Raw genomic sequence first — 17,338 nt, forward strand, 5'->3', positions numbered from 1 at the left:
CCGTTCCGGGCTCGAGTGCCACACTGGCAGGCACAACGAGACGGGAGCATCATCATGGCCAAGCTCTCCCCGCGGCTCGCCGCGGTCGTCGACGCGCTGCCCCTGCGCCCGGGGATGCGGGTGCTGGAGATCGGCGGGGCGCCCGGCGCCGCGGCCCGGGTGGTCGCCCGGCGCATCGGGCACGGCCACATTCTCGTGATCGACCGGTCTGCCACCGGAATCGCCCAGATCCGGCGGAACGCCGCCGACGAGATCGCTGCCGGACGCCTCAGCGTGCGACAGGTCGCGGTCGAGGACTTCGAGCTTCTGACCAGCGAGGAACCCTTCGACCTGGCCTTCGCGATCCGGGTCGGTGCCCTGGACGGGCGGCACCCGCGAGCCGGTGTCCTGGCGACGCGACGCATCGCCGCCGCCCTCACACCGGCGGGCCGGCTGTTCGTCGACGGCGGCGACCCGTTGCGCGAGATCGACCTGGCTCGGTGACGAGCAACGGATGGTGCCCCTGGAGGGACTCGAACCCCCAACCCTTTCCTTAGGACGGAACTGCTCTTCCATTGAGCTACAGAGGCTGACCGGGAAAGTTTAGCCGCTATCCGGGTTGGGGCGCACCGCCTCGCGGGCGGCGTCTCCGAGGCTAGGTCGGCGGGTAGAGGTAGAGCGGCACGTCCTCGATCGGCACGGTGCGGGTGTGGTACGCGTGCGAACCCATCCAGTTGTATTCCTCGAGCACCACGGTGCCGTCGCCCGGAACGGACTGCACGTAGGCCACGTGGTTGTAGCTGAAGGTGGCCACAGCACCCACGATCGGGGTCTTGCTTGTGGGCCAGCCCTTCGCGGCCCACGCTCCTGCCCACGAGGAGCCGTCGCCGCCCCCGGGCGTCATCGAGTGCCAGGTCCACTTCCACGGGCTGCCGGTGCTGCCGGCGTCGCGGTTGAGCCGCCAGGCCACGAAGTCCACGCACTCGCGGTAGTAGTAGCCCAGCGGAGAGAGCCCGCCGCCCTGGGATTCGGTGCCAGCGGTCGGCCAGGGGTAGTCGTCACCCTCGGCACGGATGCCGTAGACGGCGAACTCGGCGGCCGAGGCGCGGGCCTCTTCGGCCGCGCGCTGCTGGGTGGCGCTGACGAGCAGGCCGGCCTCGATGTCGTCGAGTTCGGCCTGGCTGGTGGCGGTGAAGCCGTCGGTCGAGATCGTCACGGCGGCGGCGGCGGATGCCACGGTGAGCGCTTGCGCGTCACCGGCGGCCTGGGCGCTGATACCGCCGGCGCCGCCCTGCGGGGAGAACGCGTAGGCGGGCAGTGCGGCGGTAAGGAAGAGGGCCGGAATGGCCAGCAGGGTCACCATCTTGGCCATGAGCTTCTGTCGGCCCGAGCGACGGGCCGGAGTGGTGGGACGGGTGGCTCCGGTGGCGCGGGCGCCCCAGACCGACGGCCGGGTCCTTCCGGAGGTCGGCTTCGGCACGTGCGGCGCGGAGGCGGCGGGCCCCTCGGCGGTCAACGGGTGAACGATGACGGCGATCGCGGCGGTGGCCGGAAGGGCGAGGTCGGCCGGCAGCACAGCGGCCGGCTGCAGCTCGGCGGCGGCCGGCAGTTCGGCGGCGGCCGGCAGCACGAGGACGGGCGCCTCCGGCGCAGCGGGTTCCTCATCGGCCGATGAGGCAGCGGCCTCGGCAGCGGCGGCCTGCGCGCGGGCCTCGCGGCGGGACAGCGGCGCGACAGCTGGAACGAGCACTGACGGTTCCACCGTCGGCGCGGGAACCGACAGCTCAGGCAGTGCCGTGCCGGGCGGCGCGGTGTCCGGCCGGCTGAGGGAGATCTGGTCCACCGGAGCCGCCTCGGCGGGCGGTTCGGTGGTCGCGCTCTCAACGACGACCGCGAGGTCGGGCAGAACCAGCGCGACCGGCACGGGCGGCACCGGTACGGCAGGGGTCACTCCGGCAACCGCGGCAGGGCCGGACTGTGCCATCGAGTGCGCGTGCGACCGGGCGACGACCAGCGCATCCGGTGCGGCAGCGGCGTCGCGCAGGGCGCGGGCCTGGCGGCGCGTGGGTAGCGCGCCGTCGCTCTCGGGCGAGCCGGCGGGGCCGGAAACAGTCACAAGGTAATCCTCTGCACAGCCACAACCGGAGGGGGACTTCCCAACCTTATGGGATGAGCGACGGCCCTGTCACGCCGGGCGTTACGTTTTCGTGACAATGGCACTACAACGGGGTGCACGGCCTCGCGCGCGCCGCACAGCACCCGTCCCCTGCCACTCCGCCGTGAGCCGGCGATTACGCGGCCACGGCCGGCGCGAGGAACTCATCCCACTGCGGCAACGGCCGCTCGACTCCGCTGACCACCCAGGTGGTGCCCTGCGGCATCCGGGGGTCGAAGTGCATGTCCCAGCCCATCTCGGCGGGAGTGCGGTCGCTCTTCAGGTTGTTGCAACGCAGGCAGCAGGCCACCAGGTTGTCCCAAGTGTCGCGGCCGCCCCGGGACCGCGGCTGCACGTGGTCGATGGTGCTGGCGGACTTGCCGCAGTAGCAGCAGCGGTGTTCGTCGCGCCGCAGTACTCCGCGCCGGCTCACCGGCACGGCTCGGGATCGGGGCAGGCGCACATAGCGAGTGAGCAGGATGACGCTGGGCCGCTCCCACGACTCCGTCGCCGCCCAGACCGGGTGACCCTGGTCTGCCTGAATGATTGTTGCCTTTTGGTTCATGACGAGCACGAGTGCCCGCTTGAACGAAACGACCGCGAGGGGTTCATATCCCGCGTTGAGGACCAATGTGCGCATGCGCTCCCTTTCGAAAAAGGCTGGACGGCTTCCAGCCATTCGAACTGCTGCCTGGCGTCGACGGGAAGGAGGTGCGGGCAAACAAAAAGGGCGTCGTCATCATGACAACGCCCTCGTGGGCTTCGGTGTGCTCGGGCACACTGAAACTCGGACAAATTTGACTGCTGTGCCGCAGCACGAAGCGTCCGCGCACATCCATGGTGTGGATCGTGCGTAGCTTGCGCATTGGCTCTCCCAAAATCCCGCAGAACATCAGGGCATCAGGTTAACCCACAAATGGTGCGCCACGAAACGTGGCGCACCATTTGTGCTATGCGTTACCTAGTGTTTACCGGGCGGTGCGTTTTCGAGCCCGGACAGGGCTCAGATGCCGAGGCGCACGATGTAGTAGTCGCTCGTCCAGATGGGCTGCACCCGCACGGCCGCACCCTCGTAGGGGGCGTGCAGGATGTTGCCGTTGCCGGCATAGAACCCGTCGTGGCCGTCCATGATCACCAGGTCGCCCGGCTGGGCGTCCGCCAGGGCGATGCGCGTACCGGCCGCGCCCTGTCCGGTGGACGAGTGCGGCAGGGAGATGCCGAACTGGGCGTATACGTACATGACGAAGCCGGAGCAGTCGAACCCGGCCGGGGTGGCACCGCCGTAGACATACGGAACACCCTGGTACTGCAGGGCGACGTTGTAGACCGAGGCGAGGTCGAAGCTGGGGTACGCCGGGGCGGCCAGGTAGTCCGCCACGGACGGACCGCTGTACGAGGCCGCGTACGTGGTCATCGAGGCGGCGGCGGCCACCCGGGTCGCCTCAGCGGCCGCGGCGGCGTCGGCCGCGTCGATCTCGGCCTGCGGGGTCGACGCGAAGGCGTCCTGCGCCACGGTGACGGTGGCGGCAGTGTCGTCAACGGCCACGGCCTGCTCCCCGGACTTGGTGAGCGCGGTGGCGTCGGTGGCCGCGAAGGTCTCCGCGTTGTCCGACGGCGCGAACGCGTAGGCCGGAAGGGCCAGGGTGGCGACGAGGCCGGTCGCCAGAGTCATCATCACGACGCTGCCGGCGGCGCTGCGGCGCTTGGACCGCTTGACCGGGGTGCCGGGTCGCATGACCACTCGGGGGCTGACTTCGGATTCTGAGGCGCGCATCGGGTCTGTGCGCATCGAATCGGTCGGGGTGGAGCGTCCCACGAGGGCGGTGCCGCGTCGGGCGCGTCTGGGCAGTCTTCTACCTAATGCAGCCAAAAGTTAACCTCCGGCGCCTCGACAACACTAGGTAGTTGCCCCGTCCAATGCGTATGAGCGCGTGAAATTTCCGCAGTAAGAGACGGGATTAAAGAGGCGTCTTACGCGGGCTCGTCGACCGATTTCTGATCTGTGAGCAGGTTTGAGGCTACGTGACCGAATCGCATTTGTCACCCTGAACGCGCTTAATCTAACGAATTGGTAACAAGACTGTGAATTTCTACAGAAATTCCTGGTCAATCAGGCAACAACGACCGGCGTCGTCACAAAGATGTGACCGGCCACTTCGTTGGGCAATTCCAGCCCGTCGCCGAAGCCCTCCACCTGCACCAGCACGTAGGAGCCGGCCGAGGAGAACACGCCGGTGTTGCCCGGCAGCACGCCGGACTGCTTGAGCTGGGCCAGGAGTTCGGGGTCGAACTGCACGGGCTCGCCCATGCGACGGATGACCGCGCTCACGGGTTCGGCCGACGCGGCCACGACATCCAGCAGGTTGGTGACCCCGGCCATGAACGCTACGGCGGGCGAGTCGCCCAGCTCGTCGAGCCCGGGGATCGGGTTTCCGTACGGAGACTCGGTGGGGTGTCCGAGGATCTCCAGGATCTTTCGCTCCACCTGCTCGCTCATCACGTGCTCCCAGCGGCAGGCTTCGTCGTGGACGAACTCCCACTCGAGTCCGATGACATCGCTGAGCAGTCGTTCGGCCAGGCGGTGCTTGCGCATCACGTGCACGGCCTTGGTGCGTCCCGCCAGGGTGAGTTCGAGGTGGCGGTCACCGGATACGACGACGAGACCGTCACGTTCCATCCGCGCCACAGTCTGGGACACGGTTGGTCCGGAGTGACCCAGGCGTTCCGAGATCCGGGCTCGGAGGGGAACGATGTTCTCCTCCTCCAGATCCAGAATCGTTCGGAGATACATTTCGGTCGTGTCGATCAGGTCAGTCATTCGCAGCCTCCCGCTCGGCCATATGTGCAACGACACAACACTACCCGTGCGGAACGGCCAACTAGAATCCAGATATGCCGGACCTACTTATCCCCACTGAATTGCTGCCCGCCGACGGACGTTTTGGCTGCGGCCCGTCCAAGATTCGCCAGGAGCAGCTTGACTACCTCTCTGGTGCGGGCGCGAGCATTCTGGGTACGTCCCACCGCCAGGCGCCGGTGAAAAACCTGGTCGGGCGCGTTCGCACCGGCCTCACCGACCTGTTCCGCGCGCCGGAGGGCTACGAGCTCATCATGGGCAACGGCGGATCTACGGCGTTCTGGGACGCCGCCGCGTTCTCGCTCATCGAGAGCCGCGCGCAGAACCTCGTCTTCGGTGAGTTCGGTGGCAAGTTCGCCGCCGCTGCCGCCGCACCGTTCCTCACCGCTCCCGACGTGATCAAGGCCGCTCCGGGTTCGCGGGCCGCCGCCGTTCCCACCGAGGGCATCGACGTCTACGCCTGGCCGCAGAACGAAACCTCTACCGGCGTCATGGCCCCCGTCACCCGGGTGCAGGGCGACGCGGGTGCGCTCACCGTGATCGATGCCACCAGCGCCGCTGCCGGCATCGACTTCGAGGCCGACCAGGCGGATGTCTACTACTTCGCCCCGCAGAAGAACCTCGCCTCCGACGGTGGCATCTGGTTGGCCCTGTTCTCCCCCGCCGCCATCGAGCGGGTCGAACGCATCGCCACCAGCGGCCGGTACATCCCGGAGTTCCTGAGCCTCAAGAACGCCATCGACAACTCCCGCCTCAACCAGACGCTGAACACGCCCGCCGTGTCGACGCTGCTCTTGATGGAGAACCAACTCGACTGGATCAACGGCAACGGCGGACTCGCCTGGGCATCGGCCCGCACGGCCGAGTCCTCCTCGGTGCTCTACGACTGGGCCGCGACCGTTGACTACGCCACCCCGTTCGTGACCGACCCGAGCCACCGCTCACAGGTCGTCGCCACGATCGACTTCGACGACGCCATCGACGCCGCGGCCATCGCCAAGGTGCTGCGCGCCAACGGCATCGTGGACACCGAGCCGTACCGCAAGCTCGGCCGCAACCAGTTGCGCGTCGCGACCTTCACGGCCATCGAGCCGGCGGATGTGCGGAAGCTCGTCTCGTCGATCGAGTACGTCGTGGCCAACCTGGGCTAGGCGCCATCATGCGGGTCTGGCTGAAAGACAGCGAACGACGGCCAGACCCGCTGCCCGCCCGCGCGAATGCGCGAAAGGCGGTGGCAGCGGGTTCGGTGGGCTGGCTAGTCGCCCTGGTACTTCTGATCGTCTTCCGCGCTGAACTGCATGCCGCGGGCCTGGGCTGGTGGCTGTGGTGCGCCGCCATCGGTCTCGGCCTCGGCCTCGCCGGCCTCATCTTCGTGCAGCTCCGACGCCGTTAGCGCTTCGTCGAAGTCGATGCTGTCGAGCGCGTCGACGCCGTCATCGGCTGCGTCAAAGGACTCGGCGCTCTCATCGTCGTGGTCGTCGTCATCGTCGTCGGACTCGTCGTCGTCGTCGGACTCGTCGTCGTCATCGGACTCGTCGTCGTCCTCGTCGGACTCGTCGTCGTCCGACTCGTCGTCATCGTCAGAGTCGTCGTCATCGTCGCTCTCGACATCGCCGGCGCGCGCGGCCGCGGCGAGTTCCTCGGCGATCTTGGAGTCCGCGAGGCGGTCGCTCCACGGCACCCACTCCGGGGCGAGCAGCGCATCGTCGCCGGGCATGAGCTCGGTTTCGAGCACCTGCGGCTCCGAGTCGCTGTCGACGCGGGACAGGCTGACCGTCCAGCGCCAGCCCGGGTACCCGGTCATCAGGCAGTCGAAGAGCAGCGACAAAACGTGCTCACCTTCCACGATGTAACCGAGGTACTCGCCGATGGTGTCGGCGGGGGTGATCAGCTCAAGGGCCGCCTTGGCCTGGTCGGTCGCGGCCATGAGCACCTCGTCGGCCTCGAACACCTCGTCATCGTCGGCGTCTGACACCGACTCGTCGGACGAAGCCTGCGCCTCATCGGTGACGGCAGGTTCGGCGGCGACGGTCGGCAGAGCGTCGGCCGATACAGCAGCGTCGACCGATACCACAGTCGTCTCGGTCGCCGCCTCGGCGGACTCCGTCGAGGCGGGCTCCGTCGAGGTCTCCTCGACGGCCGGTTCCGTTACCGCCGGCACCTTGATCGGGGTGGGATCGAACGGATTAAGCATCCAGTTCCTCGGCAACCTTGCGCAGCATGGCTGCGATCTTCTTGCTGTGCGAGCTGTCGGGGTAGCGGCCGCGACGCAGGCTCGAACCGATGCCGTCGAGGAGCTTCACCAGGTCTTCGACGATGATCGCCATGTCGTCGGCCGGTTTGCGGCTGAGCTTGGCGAGGCTCGGCGGAGCTTCGATGACGCGCACCGACAACGCCTGGGCGCCGCGCTTGCCATCTGCGATGCCGAACTCGAGTTTCATCCCGGCCTTCACCGTCACTCCGGCGGGCACTGCAGAAGCGTGCAGGAAGACCTCGTGGCCGTCATCGGAGCTGATGAAGCCGAAACCCTTCTCCTCGTCGTAGAACTTGACCTTGCCGGTGGGCATCTGAACCTCGCTGTGATTTTGGGGCGCGCAGAATGCGTGCCAACCAGACACAGCTTATTCCGTTGGAGCTGACTATGCCCCGTATCCTTGGTCTGTGACCACTCAAACTCCACATGACCCGAGCCGGATCGAAAAGATCCTGGCCTACATGGTTGCGGGCGTGGTGGGGCTTTCCATCCTGGCCTTCCTCGCCGTGATCCTCGGTACCGCTGCCGGCGCCGGCGACAACGACGGGTTCAGCCACGGTGTCTGGCCTGCCGTGCTCACCCTGCCCCTGTTCGGCCTCCCCATCGGTTTCCTGCTGATCATCGCGCTGATGATCGTCAGTGGAATCCGTCGCGCACGCGAGGCTCGTCAGAAGCTGGAGTAGGCCGCATGCTGACGCTCGCCTCACGCCTCCGCGCACTGAACGACGCAGCACTGCGCCGAACGATCGGCCTCCGGTCGGTCTCCCCGCAGGGAATCCACGACTTCTTCGACCTCGCCGAGGCACTCCTCGAACCCGACGCCCTCCAGTCGACCCTGTCGCACCTGGACCGCAGCACCCTGGCCGTGCTCGCCGTCGCCGGCGAACTCGGCGCCCCGAGCATCCCCACCCTGGTCGAACGTCTCGCCGACCTCGGCCACGACACCGTGGGCGCAGAAGACATCACGGCCAGGGTCGACCACCTGGCCGAGCTGATGCTGCTGGTGCGGGTGGACGACGTCGTGCGGCCGTATCCGGCCGTTGTCGCCATCCTCAGGGCCTGGCCGGAGCAGGGCCTGCCCAGCGCCGCCGAGCTGGCCGGTGTGCCCGCCCCCACCCCGCTCGCCCCGCTGTCGGCCACGGACGGCCGGTTCACCGAGCGGCTGGCCGCCGAACGCGCGTTCTCCGCCGTCTCCTCGATCGCCGAGCTGCTCACCGAGGTGGGCCAGGAGCCGGCCCGCGAACTCAGCCGGGGCGGGCTCGGCCTGCCCGACACCAAACGGCTCGCGGCGGCGATGGGCGTGGACATCGACGCGGTCGCTCCGCTCGTGAGCATCGCCGCGCGCGCGGAACTGGTCGCGCTCAACGACGGTTACTGGGCGCAGTCCGCGGCGGGCGTCGCCTGGCTGCTCGAAAGCGCCGGCGCCCGGTGGGGCATCCTGGCCGGCGCCTGGCTCGCCGTGCTCCCGGCCGATGTGCGGGAGATCCTCGCCCAACGCCCCGGGGTCGCCTGGGGCGACGCCCTGCACAGGTTCGTCAGCTGGCTCTACCCGGCCGGCGGGGCCTGGATGGAGGAACGGATCGCCAACTTCGCCCGCGACGGCGAACTGATCGGCATCACTGCCCGTGAGACGACAAGCGCGGCCGGCGCATCCGTGCTGATCGGCGACATCGACGGCGCCATCGCCACCATCACCGCGTCGTTGCCGGCCGAGGTGGGCGCGGTGTACCTGCAGCATGACCTCTCGATCGTGGCGCCCGGCCCGCTCTCCGCGGCCCTCGACGCGCGGCTGCGCACCTTCGCTGAGGTGGAGAGTCGGGAACTGGCATCCAGCTACCGGCTCAGCGGGCCGTCCGTCAACCGCGCCCTCGCCGCCGGCGACGATGCCGAGTCGCTCTTGGCGTTTCTCGGATCGATCTCGCTCAGCGGCATTCCGCAGCCGGTCGACTACCTGATCCGCGACGCCGCCGACAGGTTCGGGCGGGTGCGGGTGGGCAGCGTCGACCCGGAGAACCCGGCCGGCGCGAGTTATATCGCGTCCGATGACACCGCCGTGCTCGGCGCCATCGCGGTCGACCAGACGTTCCGGTCCCTGGCGCTGGTCAACGTCTCGCCCACCCGGCTCACCAGCGCTCACGCAGCCGACACCGTGTACTGGGCGCTCACCGACGCCAGGTACCCCGTCGCCGCCGAGAACGCGGCCGGCGAGGTAGTGCACCCACGTCGGCATCCGCTGGCGAAGGCGAGCCGGGCCGAGGCGCCCGACCCCACCATCGCGCTCGTCGAAGAACTGCGCGCCACCGACGGCGGCGAAGCGAAGGCCGCACACGCCTGGCTGGCCCGGCAGCTCGACTCCGCCATCAAGCACCGCCAGGCGGTGCTGGTGAGCGTGCAGATGCCCGGCGGCGACGTCGTGGACTACCTGCTCGAACCGGCCAGTGTCGGCGGCGGCCGGTTCCGGGCCAGGGACAGGCAGGCCGACATCGAACGCACCCTGCCGCTCTCCAGCATCGTCAGCATCGTTCCCGCGCCGTGATGCTCGGCTCGCGCAACCCCCGCAATACGGGGGCCGAGCCGCGCAGCACACGGGCGTAGCATTGACGCTTATGTCCGATGGCCCGCTGATCGTCCAAAGTGACCGCACGGTTCTGCTCGAAGTCGCGCACCCTCAGGCCGAGGATGCCCGGCACGACCTCGCCGTCTTCGCCGAGCTGGAACGCGCGCCGGAGCACATCCATACCTACCGGATCACCCGGCTGGGGCTGTGGAATGCCCGCGCCGCCGGGCACGACGCCGCGAATATGCTGGCCACTCTCGAGAAGTACTCCAAGTTCCCGATTCCGCAGACGGTGTCGGTCGACCTGCAGGAAACCGTAGGCCGGTACGGCCGGCTGGTCATTGACCGTGATGCCGAGGGCCAGCTGGTGCTCTGCAGCATCGACGCTCCGGTGCTCACCGAGGTGGCCGCCGCCCGCCGCATCGCCCCGCTGCTGATCGGCCAGCCCACCCCGGACTCGTTCCTGGTGGCGCCGTGGGCGCGCGGCCAGCTCAAGCAGGAACTGGTGAAGCTCGGCTGGCCCGCCGAAGACCTCGCCGGCTACACCCCCGGAACCCCGCACGAGATCAGCCTGCTCGAAGACGGCTGGGCGCTGCGCGACTACCAGAACAAGGCCGTGTCCAACTTCTTCGACGCCGGCTCCGGCGTGGTGGTGCTGCCCTGCGGCGCCGGCAAGACCCTGGTGGGTGCCGGGGCGATGGCCACCGCCAAGACCAACACGCTGATCCTCGTCACGAACACGGTGTCGGCCCGGCAGTGGCGCGACGAGTTGCTCAAGCGCACCACCCTCACGGCCGAGGAGATCGGTGAGTACTCCGGCCAGGTGAAGGAGGTCAAACCCGTCACCATCGCGACCTACCAGATCCTCACCGCCAAGCGGAAGGGCGAGTACGCGCACCTCGAACTGCTCGACGCCATGGATTGGGGCCTGGTGATCTACGACGAGGTGCACCTGCTGCCCGCGCCGGTGTTCAAACTCACCGCCGAGCTGCAGGCCCGCCGCCGGCTCGGACTCACCGCCACGCTGGTGCGCGAGGACGGCCGCGAGGGCGACGTGTTCAGCCTGATCGGACCCAAGCGGTTCGACGCCCCGTGGAAGGAGATCGAGGCGCAGGGCTTCATCTCCCCCGCCGCGTGCTTCGAGGTACGCATCGACCTGCCCCAATCCGAACGGCTCAGTTACGCCGCCGCGCCCGACGACGAGCGTTACCGGATGGCCGCCACCGCCCCCGCCAAGCTCGACATCGTCAAGCAGCTGGTGGCGATGCACCCGGGCGAACGCATCCTCGTGATCGGCCAGTACCTCGACCAGATCGACGAGCTCGCCGAGGCGCTGCAGGCGCCCAAACTCACCGGGGCCACCCCGGTGGACGAACGCGAACGGCTCTACCAGGCCTTCCGGGTGGGCGAGGAGAACCTGCTCGTGGTGTCGAAGGTGGCGAACTTCTCCATCGACCTGCCCGAGGCCTCGGTGGCGATCCAGGTGTCGGGGTCGTACGGTTCCCGGCAGGAGGAGGCCCAGCGTCTGGGCCGGTTGCTGCGCCCCAAGGAGTCCGGCCTCACCGCGAGTTTCTACACGCTCGTGGCCAGGGACACGGTCGACCAGGACTTCGCCCAGAACCGGCAGCGCTTCCTGGCCGAGCAGGGCTACTCCTACACGATCCTCGACGCCCACTCCCTCGACCTGGCCACCCGAGCCGCCAGCTAGCCCGCGAGCCGTGAGCAAAGCACCTGAAACCCGCGATTTTCGGGGCTTAGCCCACAGTTCGCGGGCGGAGGTAGCGCAGGAGGAGGGTGCTTCCGGCCGGGATCGCATGTGCCAGGCGCATCGGGCGCGGTGACGCCTCCGGGGCGCCGGCGATGCGCGGAGCCCGGCCGGACTCGAGCAGCGGGGCCAAAGTGAGGCACAGCTCGTCCACCAGGTCGGCGGCCAACAGCGACCCGAACAGGCTCGGTCCCCCCTCGCAGAGCACCTGCGGGTAGCCCCGCTCGGCCAGCGTGGTCAGCATCAGGGCGTGGTCAACGGATGCCTCCCCGCAAACCAGCACATCGGCCACCTCCGCCAACGCCGTTCGTTTCCCGGCCGGGGCACCGCCGTGCGTGACCACGAGCGGCCGGGTGGCGGCGCGGGTGAACACCGGGTGCGCCGGGTCGAGGTCGAGCCGGCCGGACACTATCGCCACCGGCGGCTGCTCCGGCAGCCCGTGTGCGATCCGCCACGCCACCGCGTCGGCGTCGAGCCGGATGCCGCCGTAGCCCTCGGCCCGCACCGTGCCGGCGCCCACCAGGATCAGGTCGGTGAACATCCGCAGGGTGTCGAAGACCAGCCGGTCGGCGGCGTCGCCGAGCCCTCCACTCAGGCCGTCGTGGGTGGCGGCGCCGTCGAGGCTGCTGATGAAGTTCACCCGCAGGTACGGGGCGGCGCGGTCGGTGACCTCGTACCGGGCGCGCACCTCGGCCGCATCGGGCAGTTCAGGGCCGGTCATCGGTCAGGCCTGGTTGTGGCGCAGGTAGGCCGGAGCGCGCCAGCCGAGGATCGCCTCGGTCATCCGCACGGCGTCGACGGCGGCCGCCACGTTGTGCATCCGCACGATGCGGGCGCCCTGCAGCACGCAGAACACCGCGGCGGCGAGGGTGCCGTCCACCCGGCGATCGCGGTCCCGGTCGAGGGTCTCGCCGATGAAGTCCTTGTTCGACACGGCCACCAGGGTGGGCAGGCCGAGGGTGGTGATCTCGCCCAGCCGGCGGGTCAGCTCCAGGGAGTGCAGGGTGTTCTTGTTCAGGTCGTGCCCCGGGTCGATAACCAGGCGGTCGGCGGGCATCCCGTGGTCGAGGGCGCGCTGCACCCTGGCCTGCAGGAACTCCGCCACTTCGGCAACCACATCGCCGTAGCGCGGCGCCGGGTACGGCATGCGGGGCCGGGCGAGGCTGTGTGTGATCACGAGCGTGGCGTCGCTGTCGGCCACCACCTCGGCCATCCGCGGGTCGTGCACCCCGGTGGTGTCGTTGATCACGTGCGCACCGGCCAGGATGCTCGCCCGGGCGACGTCTGGGTCGAAGGTGTCGACGGAGATGACCACGCCGGAGCCCTGCAGGGCCGCGACCACGGGCACGACCCGGTTGATCTCCTCCGCGACCGGGATGGCCGGGCCCGGCGCGAACTTGGCTCCGCCGATGTCGACCCAGTCAGCACCGTCGTCGATGGCCTGGCGGGCCGCGGCCACGGCCCGGTCCAGCGCGAAGGTCGCGCCGCGGTCGTAGAACGAGTCCGGCGTGCGATTGATCACGGCCATCACGGCCACCTCGCGGGCGAAGTCGAAGTCGCGCCCGTTGAGGCGGCGCACTGGCGCGTCCAGCCGGGGCAGGATGACCCCGGCCTGGGCGGTCGAGTTGACCATCTGACTCCTCGCGGTGCTGGGTCGCGTTCGACTGCGACGGGTGTTCGCTCAGGCCAAGCCGGCGGCCGGGTCGAGCAGGTCTTCCAAGGCTATGCTCTCATCCGCGAGACGGCGCGGGTCCACCCGCGTCCGTGAGCGGATGAGGCGCTGCACGGTCTCGTTCACGTCCCAGACGTTCACGTTCATGCCGGCCACCACCTGCCCGTCGGCGAGCCAGAACGCCACGAATTCGCCTGCGGCACGGTCACCGCGGTAGACGACCTCAGTGTTCCTGGCGAGTTCGCCGAAGCCGGAGTACTCCATGCTGAGGTCGAACTGGTCGGTGTAGAAGTACGGGATCGCGTCGTAGTCGGTGCGGTCGCCCAACAGGGCGCGCCCGGCCGCCGCGCCGGCGCTGTCGGCGTTGGCCCAGTGCTCCACCCGCAGTCGGTGGCCGAGCCGCGGGTGGTACACGTTGGCCACGTCGCCGACGGCGAACACATCGGGGTCGCTGGTGGTGAAGGTTGCCGACACTGCGATGCCGTTGTCCACCTCGAGGCCCGACCCCAGCGCCAGCTGGGTGTTCGGCATCGCACCGATACCGACCACCACCAGGTCCGCCCGCACCAGGGTGCGGTCGCTCAGCCGCACCCCCGTCACCCGGGTGCCGCCGCTGCGGGTCTCGCCCTCCAGCTCGACCACCTCGGTGTTGTTGCCCAGGTGCACACCGTGGTCGCGGTGCAGCTGCTCGAAGACCGCGCCGAGCTCGGCACCGATCGCGGACTGCAGGGGCACCGGGCCGTGGCCGAGCACGATCACGTCGTTGCCGTAGCCCTTGGCGGCCGCGGCCACCTCGAGGCCGATCCAGCCGCTGCCCACGATCACCACGCGGCGGCCGCCCTCGGCCAGCGCCGTGCGCAGCCGGGTGGAGTCGTCGACGGTGCGCAGGTAGTGCACCCCGGGCAGGCTCGCGCCGGGGCCGGGGAACGGCCGCGGGGACGCGCCGGTGGCCAGCAGCAGCCGCGAATACCGCAGGCTGCGCCCGTCGTCGAGGGTCAGCCGGTGCGCGCCACGGTCCAGCACCGCCGCCCGGTGCCCGGCGATCCGTTCGATCGATTGTTCCGCGTACCAGGCCAGCGGATGCACGTCCGCGCTGGCCCGGTCCGCGCTGCCGGTGAGGTACTCCTTCGACAGCGGCGGGCGGATGTAGGGCGGTTCGACTTCCTCCCCCACCAGCACGACCCGCTGATTGGACCCGGCGCGCACAGCTTCGGCCGCCCGGGCACCGGCCAAGCCGGCACCGACGATCACCACCGGTTCGTCGCCCGGCGCGTCTGCGTGCACTGCGTCATCCATCCATGGCTCCCAACCGGTCCCGAACCGTCAGAGATCCCGCCGCGACCTCGACCCGGCTCGGCTCGGCACTATCCCCGTCAGAATCGACGGTAGAGGCATCGGGGTCGCACCGGAACCCCTGCCGGAACAAACCTGCAGACATACCGCGGGCTCACAGCAAAGCGCCAGCTAACGCGCAGATACTGGACTCATGACTGACGGCCCCCGCATCCTTATCGTTGACGACGAACCGAATATTCGGGATCTCCTCACCACCAGCCTCCGCTTCGCCGGCTTCGCCGTGCGGGCCGTCGGCAACGGTGCCCAGGCGATCTCCGCCGTGCTCGAGGAAGAGCCCGACCTCATCATCCTCGACGTGATGCTGCCCGACATGAACGGCTTCGGCGTGACCAAGCGCCTCCGCTCGGCCGGCTACACCGCCCCGATCCTCTTTCTCACCGCGAAGGACGACACCGAGGACAAGATCACCGGCCTCACCGTCGGCGGCGACGACTACGTGACCAAGCCGTTCAGCCTCGACGAGATCGTGGCCCGGATCAAGGCCATCCTGCGCCGCACGATGCACGCAGATGAAGATGCCGTCATCCGCGCCGGCGAACTCACCATGGACCAGGACACCCACGAGGTCCTCGTCGGCGACCAGCCCATCGAGCTCAGCCCCACCGAGTTCAAGCTGCTGCGCTACCTGATGCTCAACCCCAACCGGGTCCTGTCCAAGGCGCAGATCCTCGACCACGTCTGGGAGTACGACTTCAACGGCGACGCCGGCATCGTCGAGTCCTACATCTCCTACCTCCGCCGCAAGGTCGACATGCACTCCAGCGAGCCGCTGATCCAGACCAAGCGCGGCTTCGGCTACATGCTCAAAGCCGCCAAGGTCTAGACACCCAGCTTCGCTTCCTAGACTGTACCCATGCATGTGGCCCTGATGGACCGTTGGAGCCGGATTTCGCTCCGCTCCAAAATCACCGGTGTGACCGTGCTGATGCTCACGCTCGGCCTGCTCGTTTCCGGGGTGGGCACCATGGTGATCCTGCGCAACTACGTGGTGCAGCAGGTCGATGCGAGCCTGCAGACCGAGGCGCAGACCACGGTGATGGACTACCGCAACACCCTCGACGACGATGCGGACTACTTCGCGGCGGTCTTCGACCAGAACGGCGTGCTCAAGGAGTTCACCTGGCAGGACCGACCGCGCGCCAGCCTGCCTGCGATCACCATGCCGCTCGACCTGCACAGCGTGATCAGCATGAACGGCACGGTACAGAAGGTCTGGGACGCTGAGGGCAACACCGAGTACCACGCCGTGGCCGTGCCCTTCGTGATCAACTCCACCGGCACCTACGGCACCCTGTTGATGGCGGTGTCGATGCAAGAGGCGCAGAACACCGTCAACACCTACCTCAGCATCTTCCTGGGCTTCGGCGTCGGTGTGGTGCTCGTGGGCGCCATGCTCACCCGGCTGCTGGTCACCACCACCTTCGCTCCGCTGCGCGAGGCCGAACGCACCGCGGCGGCCATCGCCGACGGCGACTTCAGCCAGCGCCTCGGCGGCGCCACCCCGAACACCGAGGTCGGCCGGCTCAATCGCTCCCTGAACACCATGCTCAGCCGCATCGACCGGGCCTTCAAGGACCGCGCCCGCACGATCGACCAGATGCGCCGCTTCGTCGGTGACGCCAGCCACGAGCTGCGTACCCCTCTGGTGTCGGTGCGCGGCTATGCCGAGCTCTACCGGATGGGCGCGCTGCAGACCCCCGAAGACGTCGCCCAGGCGATGGAACGCATCGAGAAGGAAGCGATCCGCATGGGCGGACTCGTCGAAGACCTGCTCGAACTGGCCAGGCTCGACGAGACGAAGCCGCTGCTCCTCACCCAGGTGGACCTGCTGCCGCTCGCCTACGACGCCGCCCTCGACGCCGGCGCCTCTGCGCCGAGCCGCCGGATCACGGTGCTCACCAGCCACCCCGCCGAATTCGACGAAGAGAAGACCAATCCGGCCATCGACCTGGCCGACTCCACCGGCGAGGTCGCCCCGGTTGCTCCGCCGACCTCGCAGCCTGTCGTTCCGCCGACCGCCGCTGAGACCAAGGCCGCCGCCGCGAGAGTCACAGCCGCCAACAAAGCCGCTGCCTCCGCGGCCGCGGCCGCCGCCAAGGCCGCCGCAGCCGGCAAGCCTGACTCGTCCGGCTCCACCACCGGCACCATTTCCTTCGCCGGCGCCACCCTGGCGCGTCTGCGCACCCGGCGCCCCAAGCGCACGGATGCGTCCGCACCCGCCGCAGAGGAACCGCAGACCGTTGAGGCTCCGCCGGCGCTCGAGGCCGTGATCATGGCCGAAGAGAACAAGGTTCGTCAGGTCATCACCAACCTGATGGGCAACGCCCTGCGCTTCAGCCCGGCCGACAGCCCGGTGGAGCTCGAGGTGGCCGTCGACCGTCGCAACCAGCGCGCATCCATCTCGATCATCGATCACGGCGAGGGCATCCCGCCGCAGATCCGCGACAAGATCTTCCAGCGCTTCTGGCGAGCCGACACGTCGCGCGCCCGGGAAACCGGTGGCAGCGGCCTGGGGCTCGCGATCGTGGCGTCCATCGTAGCCAGCCACCACGGTTCGATCGAGGTCGTCGAGACCCCGGGTGGCGGCGCCACCTTCCGGGTCTGGTTCCCCCTGGCTGATTCCCCCAACGCTCCGCAGGCACAGGCCGCTTCTTCGACGGCCTGAGCCCGGTCCTCACCACCCCGCGCCGGCACCGGTTCTCCCCCAGCCGCTCGCGGCTCTGCTGGTGCCGGGCCGCGATCT

General features: G+C 69.1%; 16 protein-coding genes, 1 tRNA gene and 1 pseudogene. 8 read left to right on the forward strand and 10 right to left on the reverse strand.

Going from position 1 to position 17,338, the window contains the following annotated elements; all coding sequences use genetic code 11:
• The first annotated feature begins 54 nt into the window (after positions 1–54).
• Entirely contained in the window at positions 55–483 is a 429-nt protein-coding gene (locus CTB96_RS17880) for an SAM-dependent methyltransferase (RefSeq protein WP_110128130.1), read from the forward strand.
• 11 nt (positions 484–494) lie between these two features.
• On the opposite strand, the gene CTB96_RS17885 is transcribed toward CTB96_RS17880, so the two are convergent.
• The 5 genes from CTB96_RS17885 to CTB96_RS17905 all read right to left on the reverse strand — a co-directional run bounded on the left by CTB96_RS17885 (position 495) and on the right by CTB96_RS17905 (position 4,952).
• Positions 495–569 (reverse strand) — tRNA-Arg (locus CTB96_RS17885).
• A 65-nt stretch (positions 570–634) separates the two neighbouring features.
• Positions 635–2,095, reverse strand: a complete 1,461-nt coding sequence (locus CTB96_RS17890) for a CHAP domain-containing protein (RefSeq protein ID WP_110128131.1) — start codon at positions 2,093–2,095, stop codon at positions 635–637.
• 175 nt (positions 2,096–2,270) lie between these two features.
• The gene (locus CTB96_RS17895) at positions 2,271–2,774 is read right to left on the reverse strand and encodes an HNH endonuclease (RefSeq protein WP_110128132.1); all 504 of its coding nucleotides are present in this window, start codon (positions 2,772–2,774) and stop codon (positions 2,271–2,273) included.
• Positions 2,775–3,137: 363 nt separating this feature from the next.
• Positions 3,138–3,908 (reverse strand): C40 family peptidase, encoded by a 771-nt coding sequence (locus CTB96_RS20630; protein ID WP_248283441.1) that lies wholly within the window; start codon positions 3,906–3,908, stop codon positions 3,138–3,140.
• A gap of 336 nt (positions 3,909–4,244) precedes the next feature.
• Positions 4,245–4,952, reverse strand: a complete 708-nt coding sequence (locus CTB96_RS17905) for an iron-dependent transcriptional repressor DtxR (protein WP_110128133.1) — start codon at positions 4,950–4,952, stop codon at positions 4,245–4,247.
• Positions 4,953–5,026: 74 nt separating this feature from the next.
• Here CTB96_RS17905 and serC point away from each other — a divergent pair, with 74 nt between their 5' ends.
• Positions 5,027–6,142 (forward strand): phosphoserine transaminase, encoded by a 1,116-nt coding sequence (gene serC / locus CTB96_RS17910; RefSeq protein WP_110128134.1) that lies wholly within the window; start codon positions 5,027–5,029, stop codon positions 6,140–6,142.
• An 8-nt stretch (positions 6,143–6,150) separates the two neighbouring features.
• Entirely contained in the window at positions 6,151–6,384 is a 234-nt protein-coding gene (locus tag CTB96_RS20635; RefSeq protein WP_181397329.1) for a DUF2530 domain-containing protein, read from the forward strand.
• Positions 6,385–6,561: 177 nt separating this feature from the next.
• Here the strand turns inward: CTB96_RS20635 and CTB96_RS20960 are convergent.
• Positions 6,562–7,185, reverse strand: a pseudogene (locus tag CTB96_RS20960) (DUF3027 domain-containing protein); the annotation flags it as partial.
• Positions 7,178–7,558: a cold-shock protein gene (locus tag CTB96_RS17920; RefSeq protein ID WP_110128136.1), complete on the reverse strand. Its 381-nt coding sequence runs from the start codon at positions 7,556–7,558 to the stop codon at positions 7,178–7,180. The gene CTB96_RS17920 and the pseudogene CTB96_RS20960, both read right to left, overlap by 8 nt.
• A 94-nt stretch (positions 7,559–7,652) precedes the next feature.
• Between CTB96_RS17920 and CTB96_RS17925 the strand changes: the two genes are divergently transcribed.
• From CTB96_RS17925 to CTB96_RS17935, 3 genes are all read left to right on the forward strand, one after another.
• Positions 7,653–7,928: a hypothetical protein gene (locus CTB96_RS17925; RefSeq protein ID WP_146215852.1), complete on the forward strand. Its 276-nt coding sequence runs from the start codon at positions 7,653–7,655 to the stop codon at positions 7,926–7,928.
• Positions 7,929–7,933: 5 nt separating this feature from the next.
• Positions 7,934–9,781, forward strand: coding sequence for a helicase-associated domain-containing protein (locus CTB96_RS17930; protein WP_110128138.1), 1,848 nt, complete (start codon positions 7,934–7,936; stop codon positions 9,779–9,781).
• Between the two features lie 70 nt (positions 9,782–9,851).
• Complete coding sequence (locus CTB96_RS17935) at positions 9,852–11,510, forward strand: DNA repair helicase XPB (protein WP_110128139.1); 1,659 nt, start codon at positions 9,852–9,854, stop codon at positions 11,508–11,510.
• Between the two features lie 46 nt (positions 11,511–11,556).
• On the opposite strand, the gene CTB96_RS17940 is transcribed toward CTB96_RS17935, so the two are convergent.
• Genes CTB96_RS17940 through CTB96_RS17950 form a run of 3 tightly spaced genes read right to left on the reverse strand, consistent with a single transcriptional unit; the run spans position 11,557 to position 14,535 of the window.
• Entirely contained in the window at positions 11,557–12,288 is a 732-nt protein-coding gene (locus tag CTB96_RS17940; RefSeq protein ID WP_110128140.1) for a pyrimidine reductase family protein, read from the reverse strand.
• Between the two features lie 3 nt (positions 12,289–12,291).
• Entirely contained in the window at positions 12,292–13,200 is a 909-nt protein-coding gene (gene folP, locus CTB96_RS17945) for a dihydropteroate synthase (RefSeq protein WP_110128141.1), read from the reverse strand.
• 48 nt (positions 13,201–13,248) lie between these two features.
• Positions 13,249–14,535: an NAD(P)/FAD-dependent oxidoreductase gene (locus CTB96_RS17950; protein ID WP_110128142.1), complete on the reverse strand. Its 1,287-nt coding sequence runs from the start codon at positions 14,533–14,535 to the stop codon at positions 13,249–13,251.
• A 190-nt stretch (positions 14,536–14,725) separates the two neighbouring features.
• On the opposite strand from CTB96_RS17950, the gene CTB96_RS17955 reads away from it, so the two are divergent.
• Both CTB96_RS17955 and CTB96_RS17960 read left to right on the forward strand, forming a co-directional pair.
• The gene (locus CTB96_RS17955; protein ID WP_110128143.1) at positions 14,726–15,418 is read left to right on the forward strand and encodes a response regulator transcription factor; all 693 of its coding nucleotides are present in this window, start codon (positions 14,726–14,728) and stop codon (positions 15,416–15,418) included.
• 30 nt (positions 15,419–15,448) lie between these two features.
• The gene (locus tag CTB96_RS17960; RefSeq protein WP_110128144.1) at positions 15,449–17,260 is read left to right on the forward strand and encodes a sensor histidine kinase; all 1,812 of its coding nucleotides are present in this window, start codon (positions 15,449–15,451) and stop codon (positions 17,258–17,260) included.
• The last annotated feature ends 78 nt before the right edge of the window (positions 17,261–17,338 follow it).

It is taken from the genome of Cryobacterium arcticum, assembly GCF_003185895.1.
Classification (GTDB): Bacteria; Actinomycetota; Actinomycetes; order Actinomycetales; family Microbacteriaceae; genus Cryobacterium; species Cryobacterium arcticum.